Source organism: uncultured Campylobacter sp. (assembly GCF_938045535.1).
Lineage (GTDB): Bacteria > Campylobacterota > Campylobacteria > Campylobacterales > Campylobacteraceae > Campylobacter_B.
Genome location: NZ_CALIMQ010000240.1, coordinates 1 through 6,664, shown reverse-complemented (window position 1 = coordinate 6,664; position 6,664 = coordinate 1). Strand labels below are relative to the sequence as shown.

The 6,664-nt window shown below is 47.8% G+C and carries 9 protein-coding genes, 1 tRNA gene and 1 pseudogene; 1 reads left to right on the top strand and 10 read right to left on the bottom strand.

Annotation, left to right across the window (positions count from 1 at the left end):
* The coding region (locus tag Q0095_RS07355) for a hypothetical protein (RefSeq protein WP_297882761.1) at positions 1-257 on the top strand (257 nt) is incomplete at its 5' end.
* Between the two features lie 24 nt (positions 258-281).
* On the opposite strand, the gene Q0095_RS07350 is transcribed toward Q0095_RS07355, so the two are convergent.
* The 10 genes and pseudogenes from Q0095_RS07350 to Q0095_RS07305 all read right to left on the bottom strand — a co-directional run.
* Positions 282-878, bottom strand: coding sequence for a hypothetical protein (locus Q0095_RS07350; protein ID WP_297882759.1), 597 nt, complete (start codon positions 876-878; stop codon positions 282-284).
* 15 nt (positions 879-893) lie between these two features.
* Positions 894-1,052 carry a hypothetical protein gene (locus tag Q0095_RS07345; protein ID WP_297882757.1) on the bottom strand — a complete coding sequence of 53 codons (159 nt, stop codon included), beginning with the start codon at positions 1,050-1,052 and terminating at the stop codon, positions 894-896.
* A 139-nt stretch (positions 1,053-1,191) separates the two neighbouring features.
* Entirely contained in the window at positions 1,192-1,818 is a 627-nt protein-coding gene (gene tmk / locus Q0095_RS07340) for a dTMP kinase (RefSeq protein WP_297882755.1), read from the bottom strand.
* A 41-nt stretch (positions 1,819-1,859) separates the two neighbouring features.
* Positions 1,860-2,159 carry a hypothetical protein gene (locus tag Q0095_RS07335; protein ID WP_297882753.1) on the bottom strand — a complete coding sequence of 100 codons (300 nt, stop codon included), beginning with the start codon at positions 2,157-2,159 and terminating at the stop codon, positions 1,860-1,862.
* 161 nt (positions 2,160-2,320) lie between these two features.
* Complete coding sequence (locus Q0095_RS07330) at positions 2,321-3,397, bottom strand: hypothetical protein (protein ID WP_297882751.1); 1,077 nt, start codon at positions 3,395-3,397, stop codon at positions 2,321-2,323.
* A gap of 84 nt (positions 3,398-3,481) precedes the next feature.
* Positions 3,482-3,958 (bottom strand): pantetheine-phosphate adenylyltransferase, encoded by a 477-nt coding sequence (gene coaD / locus Q0095_RS07325; RefSeq protein ID WP_297882749.1) that lies wholly within the window; start codon positions 3,956-3,958, stop codon positions 3,482-3,484.
* A complete protein-coding gene (locus Q0095_RS07320; RefSeq protein ID WP_297882747.1) occupies positions 3,958-4,512 on the bottom strand; it encodes a UbiX family flavin prenyltransferase in 555 nt (184 codons plus the stop codon). Before Q0095_RS07320 ends, coaD begins: the two co-directional genes overlap by 1 nt.
* A 76-nt stretch (positions 4,513-4,588) precedes the next feature.
* Positions 4,589-4,663 (bottom strand) — tRNA-Gly (locus Q0095_RS07315).
* A gap of 61 nt (positions 4,664-4,724) precedes the next feature.
* Positions 4,725-5,906: a molybdopterin molybdotransferase MoeA gene (locus tag Q0095_RS07310; protein ID WP_297882745.1), complete on the bottom strand. Its 1,182-nt coding sequence runs from the start codon at positions 5,904-5,906 to the stop codon at positions 4,725-4,727.
* A 471-nt stretch (positions 5,907-6,377) separates the two neighbouring features.
* Positions 6,378-6,664, bottom strand: a pseudogene (locus Q0095_RS07305) (hypothetical protein); the annotation flags it as partial.

The following is a 6,664-nucleotide window of genomic DNA, read 5'->3' as shown; positions in this document are numbered from 1 at the left end:
AGATTGACGCCTCGCGGGATTTGTTAGCAGATTTATTTATCGACGCCGGAATAGGGCATAAATTTTTGCCGGGTAGAATTTCACGCTGCGCTATAAATTTTATGCACCCCGAAATTTTGAAATTTTGTTTTGCACAAATACGGCGAGCGGCAAAATCCCACCACATAAATAAACCATATCACTACGTTGCGGACATTGATAATCTACTCGTTTATTCCGCCAAATTAACCCATGCCGCCGTAAATTTTATGTTTTAAAATTTCACGCCGAATTTCTCGCGGCTAAAAAGCCCTAAGCACCGCCGTAACCTGTGCGCTTTTGCGCGGCGAGAAGTAGTGCACGAAGCTAGTGCAGGAGCCATCAGGCACGCATATTACAGTGCTTAGCTTATGCCTTACGTGGATGGAGTCGATACTCGGGATTGTTACCGATGCGCTTGCGATGCCGCTGTATTCGCCAACCTCTATCGGCGCCTCTAGCTCATCCTTTTCAAATACTACGCGCCCGCTCTTCTCCTGCTCGAGCTTGGTATTTTTCAGCACGATCTTCGGCGTATTTTCGCGGTTTATATAGTCAAATTTTATGTTTAGCTCATACGGAGCGCCCGTGGAGTTATCCTCCGAGAAATCAGGTAGCGGATCCCCTTGCCGATGCTCGAATCTCTTGTCGATAGTCGTAGCGCGCAAGTCCGTATCTATCATAAAATTTTGCAGTTCTACGCGGGCACCGCCAAAAGAACGAACTAACGTCATATATTCGTAGTTGCGGCCGAAAAATTTATCCGCGATAATATAGCTACCCAAAAGCGAGCTTATGACCACCCAAAACAGAAATATAAATTTAAAAATCTTACGCAAAACGAACTTTAATATCTTCATCGCTATCCTTTCAATCTAAAGCTTAAGCGGAATTCCGCCTGCGAATCCGCGGATTAAAATTCCGCGCGGGATTTCGCTTATGAAATTTTGCGCTTTTTCAGTCTGCGGCGGAATTTTAAGACAGAATTCTGTGGCGAAATTTTGCTGCGAAATTATAAAACAAATTCCACCCATGAAATTTTACCTAGAATCTCTCCTGTAAAATTCCATAACGAAATTTAAAGCTAAAATTTCACGATGAAATTTCACAGCTAAAATTTCACGGCAGAGCTCAAAAGTTCTTTCTCGCGGCAAAATTCCACGTCTTAAAATTTTAAGAAAGTATGAAATTTTTTATCTGATCGCAGATCGCTTCTTCGGACTGTGCGGCGTCGATTTGCAGGGTCTCAACGCCGCACGCCGCGCATGCCTGCGCCATAAGATCTTGCACGCGCATTAGGTATTTTAGCCCGCGAGCCTCGATTATATCGCTGTTAGCGCGCGTTTTAAGTCGCCGCCCGATGAGCTGTTCGTCCGCCGAAAACAGCACGATTTTATCTGCAAATTTGCCCCCGAGCGCAAATTTATTAAGCGCGATAAGCTCGCTAAGATCCGCGTTTTTGTCGTTTGCCAGCGCATAGGCAAGCCCCGAGATGAAGCCGCGATCGCTTAGCACGAGCCTGTCCGCGCCGCCCTTTATCACGCGCTCGTAGTGCTCGGCGCGGTCTGCGAGGAACAAAAGCAGCTCGGCGCGCTTTGAGATTTCGCCGCAGGCCTCGCGCAGATTTACGCTGCCGCGCCGCCACTTAAAATCCTCGCCCAAAACGAGGCTTCGCACCGCTTCGCCGAGCTTCGTGCCGCCGGGCTCCTTGGTCACGATCGCTTGCGGGAAAGCCGACGCCAGTCGCGCTATCTGCGTGCTTTTGCCCACGCCGTCGATACCTTCGAATATTACATACATTTTTCGCCTTTAAATTTGTGCGCTATTTTACAAATTTATAGCTAAATAGCGGCTTTTTTAAACGGCCGGGCGCTAAATTTCGCCTCCAAATCGGGCTTTTGCGCGAGCTTGTGCGAGCCGATTTTGATCTTTCGGCGTAAAATTTTATTGGGCGCCTTGCTCGGCTCTTGCTCTTTGTGGCGCAGCTCGTGGTTAAATTTAGCATTCGAATGGATGCGCTGAATAGGCAGTAAACAAATTTTACGCTTACGGACATATACCGAGCGAAGCAGGGCGCCGGTCGATAAAGACGGCGCGCCGTGTGGATATGATGACGCGTCGGGCGAAGCAGGCATCATCATGCAGAGCAGGATATATGCTTTGCAAAGCGGATAGCGTTAGACGGAAATGGCGGAGCAGGGCGGCGGCGTCACTCGGAGTAAGGTGTGCTGCTGGGCGCCGCGGGCGGGCAAACGCTGCGCGCGATGACAAAATCGCGACGATGAAATTTTAAATTTTGCCCTTATGCACCTATCGGTTCGGGATTTATCGCTATGAAATCTTTCCTCAGATTGCTAAGATCGCAATCGGTAGCCGTGATCGTAAAATCCTCCGTCATATCGAGCGCAAATTCGCCAAGACCTGCTTTGAGCTGCTTCACGCACTCCCAAATGAGCTTTTTAGCCTGCGCATATTTATCATTTAGCTGCGTTTCTTGATTGAAAAGATCAAAAATTTTCGCCGTTTCGTAGTCTGCTTCGACCTCGGCTCGAAACTCGTAATCAGGAACAAGCCAAAGAAGCCAGCCATCTTTTCGCGCAAGCCACTGCGCGCGCTGCTCTTGCGAGCCGAATCCGATGATCGGCGGTAAACTCCTATTGTCGCAAGCTAAATTTATGCAGTAGAGTTTACGGGCGGGCGCGTGCTTTTTGATCGTCTCTTTAATCGCGGGCAGCAGCCTTTGCGCGGCGAGCTCATAGAGCTTTTTATAGCTCATATTCTTATCTGGCTTTTGATAGCGCACATAGCCATTTTCGGTTATTAAGCTTAGCTCGCCCATTGCGTCAAATTCATAGTTTGTTACGTCATTCCTTCTGCCTGCGCGAGGGTGCTCTACATACTCCCGTCTTTGTGCGAGCTTGCCGCCTTCGTAAGTAAAATTTTCTATCCCATAGGCGTTGTTGTCAAAGGCCGAGTAGATGGACTTTAGCTCGCCATTTTCATAGATAAATCTTTTTATATTGAAGCATCCTACGCATCTTTTGTTATAGCAACCGAAATGATATTTTAAAACTTCGTCCCGCCCCAAAAAATAAAGGCTTTCAAAGAAATGTTTTTTGCCGTCATGTTGTCTTTCAAAAACGACGCGGTCTTGCGCGTCAAAGCCGTATTCGTAGGCGTTTACGATCTTTTTTGGTTTAGCTTTTAAAATTTTGCCCTTAAAGAAGCGGTTATATTCGAAATAAAACGGCTCTAAATTGATATAGCTACCAGACGCCCAGCGCCTGCTTACGGTCTGCGCTTCGGCTATTTTATTTAAGGCTTTGTATTCATCTCTCACGCTTTTTAAAAACGTTCGCAGTCTTTCTATCTCATCCATTTGCTTATCCATTTTTATCTCCCGTGCAGTTTCAAATTTTAAATTTAGCTGCGCCTGCGGGCTAAATTTCAGTCGTTTGCAAGCTCATTTTTTCAAAAATTTTAAAATTTCGCTTGGCACCAGGTGCGAAACATCGCCGCCGTGGCTTAAAACGGAGCGGACGATCGAGCTTGAGATGAAGGCGTTTTTGAGCGTCGGCATCAAATACACGCTCTCAAATTCCTCCCATAACGAGGCGTTTGCGTAGCCGATCTGCAGCTCGTACTCAAAGTCGCTAACCGCGCGAAGCCCGCGGATAACGAAGCGCACGCCGCAAGATTTAGCAAAATCCACGAGCAGATTATCAAAGCTTTGCACACTTATGCCGCGAAGTCCGCGTGTCGCGGCTCGCGCCATCTCCAGTCTGGATTTTAGGCTGAAGTAGGGCTTTTTGCTCTCGTTTAGCGCGACTGCGACGATGACTTCATCAAAAAGCCCCAGCGCGCGCTTGATGACGTCCAAATGGCCGTTCGTGATAGGATCGAAAGTGCCTGGATAGATACATTTTCTTGAGTTTTGCATTATTGCCACCTTTTAAATAGCTCGTTTTGCACGCCCAGCGCGTCGCACCACTTGCCGATTATGAAATTTTTTAAATTTTGCACGCCGCAGTAGCCTGCGATCACGGGCGGAGCGATGATGACGCCGAGTGCGGCTAGCTCGCTCATCTGACGCAGGCTGATCGCAGAAAGCGGCATTTCGCGCACGCCCAAAACCAGCCGTTTATGCTCTTTTAGCGCGACTGCGGCGGCGCGAGTGCTTAAACTGTCGCAAAGCCCGCCGTAAATTTTAGCCAAAGAGCTAATAGAGCAGGGCGCAAAGATTGTGGCGTCAATGCCGAACGAGCCCGAAGCGGGCGGCGCGCCCAGATCGGTATCGAGATGAAATTTTATGCTTCTAAATTCCGCGGATTTTAAGACCTCGTCCGCGTCTATGCCGCTTTCGGCGCGCAGGACGCGGCGCGCGCCCTGCGTAAACACGGCGTGGATTTCATGCGGCGAGCTTGCGAGAAATTTAAGCAGATCAAGTCCGATCTCGCAAAAACTGGCGCCGCTTACGCAAACTAAAATTTTCATTTTAAGGCTTTCATATCGAAATTTTGCGATTTAAAAGCGAACGGAACGGAAAGAATTTTAAAATTTGAAGTTGAAATGGAGCGGGAAACGAGAGTCGAACTCGCGACATCAACCATGGCAAGGTTGCGCTCTACCACTGAGCTATTCCCGCATGCGGTAAAAATAAAGCGCGATTGTAGCCTATAAATTTTCATTTGTCAATAATTTCTCGCTTAAATTTCATAAATTTTTACGATTTCTCCAGCACGAACTTTGTCGCATTCGGGATCAGCCAAGAAAAAATGCGATGCCGCAGCCAGCGGTCTGATGCGCCCAGAAGGCGACGGCATAGGCGTAAAAACTCCGCCTTCATATGCGCCTACGGTTAAATTTACTCTGCCGCTTTTTAGCTTCAGATCGCTTGCGAGCTTGGCATAGATCGCCGCTTCTGCGCTAAAAGCCTCGCTTGCGCCGCTAAGCTTAAATAGGATCGGCAGTATGACTGCGCGTGTAAGCACGAAAGCAGCCATCGGATTGCCTGCCATTGCAAAGACGAATTTGCCGCCTTTTGCGAAGCACTTGCTGGGGCGACCGGGCTTGATATCAATGTGATCGAAAACCTGTAAAAATCCAAGTTCACTCATAGCACTTTGCATAAAATCCGCCTCCCCAGCACTTGCTCCGCCGCTGGTAATTAGCACATCAAATTTACGCGTAGCAGCGTCTAGCGCCTCGCATACTGCGCTAAAATCATCCTTTAAAATCCCTAAATACTCATTTTCAAAGCCGTATTTTTGCAGCAATGCAGCAATGCCACTAGAGTTGGCGTTATAAATTTCGCGCTCGCTTGCGCTCTGCCACGGCTCTTTTAGCTCGTTTCCACTGGAAAATAGGGCGATTTTAGGACGCGCGTAAACATCCATTTCGTAAATTCCTTGCGCAGCAAGAAGCATGATTTTAGCAGGGTTTAAAATTTCGCCACGGCGCAATAAAAGCTCGCCCGCGCGCACCTCCTCGCCTTTTTTACGAAAGCCGTCGTGGGCATGAACGGAAGCAGGGATTTTTAGAGTTCCACCTTGCGCGTCTACATCCTCTAGCCTCGCGACAGAGTCCGCGCCTGCAGGCATTGGCGCGCCGGTCATTATCTTTTGCGCTTGCGCAGCCTTGATTTCGTAGAATTTCTCATCTCCCGCAAAAATCGTAGGCTTTACGATCTTTAGCTTTTCGTCTTTGAATTCCGCCGCGTAGGCATAGCCGTCAAGCGCCGAATTATCGAAGCAGGGTAGGTTTTTAAGCGCTGAAATATCGCTAGAAAGGATGCGGTCTAGAGCGCTGGGAAGAGGCACCTTTTCGCTCTGCCTGCTTGATGTGATTCTAGCCGTAGCCAAATCTATAGCCTCATTTATTCCTATCATTTTAAGTCCTTTTTATCATTTTTTACATTTTAAATTCGCGCAGTTAAAACCTCACATAGTCTTAAATTCTATGTTTTGCCAAAGCTTGCAAAGCAAAATTTTACCCAAATAAATGCGCGAAATTTTACGGGCTCAATTGCCTTATTTTACTGCGAGCGTTGCTTAAAATTTCAAAACGTATCGCTCGTAGAATTCCGCTTTGCCCTAGGAATTCCACCCACATTTGCTTAAAAAATTCCACCACGGCTCGTTCATTAAATTTTACCAAAGTTCGCCACTTAAATTCTTAAGGGACTCATCCTTGAAATTCTACCAAGATTTGCCTTTAAAATTTCGCCACACTTAGCTTTAGCGATTAATGCATTGCTGCTGATAGAATTTACGTGGCTCTTACGTAGCGTGGCATTTTAAAACGCGTTTTGCGTAAAATTCCACTTTGCTTGCTCGCGCAAGATTTTTATTCCGAAGTCTTCATTCCTCCAGCCTCTGTATGTCTGCGCCGAGCGCGCTAAGCCTTTCCTCGAGCTTTTCGTAGCCGCGATCTAGGTGGTAAATTCTATGTATTTTGCTCTCGCCGCGCGCCGCAAGGGCGGCTAAAACGAGTGCCGAGCTGGCGCGCAGATCGGTCGCCATCACGTCCGCAACCAAATCTTCGGGGTCGGATACCAGCAGTTTGCGGATGGGCAGCACGCCTTGCAGGATGTCGTTTTCATCGACCACGAAAATCTTGTCGGTATGGTCGGGCAGGCTTTCGAAAC

Bases quoted from the DNA above. Each gene is read 5' to 3' on its own strand.
- Q0095_RS07350 (WP_297882759.1), bottom strand. From the start codon at position 878: ATGAAGATATTAAAGTTCGTTTTGCGTAAGATTTTTAAATTTATATTT.
- Q0095_RS07345 (WP_297882757.1), bottom strand. From the start codon at position 1,052: ATGGGTGGAATTTGTTTTATAATTTCGCAGCAAAATTTCGCCACAGAA.
- tmk (WP_297882755.1), bottom strand. From the start codon at position 1,818: ATGTATGTAATATTCGAAGGTATCGACGGCGTGGGCAAAAGCACGCAG.
- Q0095_RS07335 (WP_297882753.1), bottom strand. From the start codon at position 2,159: ATGATGATGCCTGCTTCGCCCGACGCGTCATCATATCCACACGGCGCG.
- Q0095_RS07330 (WP_297882751.1), bottom strand. From the start codon at position 3,397: ATGGATGAGATAGAAAGACTGCGAACGTTTTTAAAAAGCGTGAGAGAT.
- coaD (WP_297882749.1), bottom strand. From the start codon at position 3,958: ATGCAAAACTCAAGAAAATGTATCTATCCAGGCACTTTCGATCCTATC.
- Q0095_RS07320 (WP_297882747.1), bottom strand. From the start codon at position 4,512: ATGAAAATTTTAGTTTGCGTAAGCGGCGCCAGTTTTTGCGAGATCGGA.
- Q0095_RS07310 (WP_297882745.1), bottom strand. From the start codon at position 5,906: ATGATAGGAATAAATGAGGCTATAGATTTGGCTACGGCTAGAATCACA.